At 50.2% G+C, this 239-nt stretch carries 1 rRNA gene; it reads right to left on the minus strand.

Annotated features, from left to right (window positions below):
• Nucleotides 1–239 (minus strand): 23S ribosomal RNA (locus tag H3H37_RS25575); the annotation flags it as partial.

Genomic DNA, 239 nt, shown 5'->3' on the forward strand with positions numbered 1-239 from the left:
TCTCGTGTCCCGCCCTACTTGTCGTACGCTTAGTACCACCGCTCTGATTTCGTGTACGGGGCTATCACCCGCTATGGCTCCTGTTTCCAAAGGATTCCACTATCAGCTCGACTATCACGTACAGGCTGTTCCCATTTCGCTCGCCACTACTTTGGGAATCTCGGTTGATTTATTTTCCTGCAGCTACTTAGATGTTTCAGTTCGCCGCGTTCGCTTTGCATGCCTATGTATTCAGCATG

Source organism: Rugamonas brunnea, assembly GCF_014042345.1.
Taxonomy (GTDB): domain Bacteria; phylum Pseudomonadota; class Gammaproteobacteria; order Burkholderiales; family Burkholderiaceae_D; genus Rugamonas; species Rugamonas brunnea.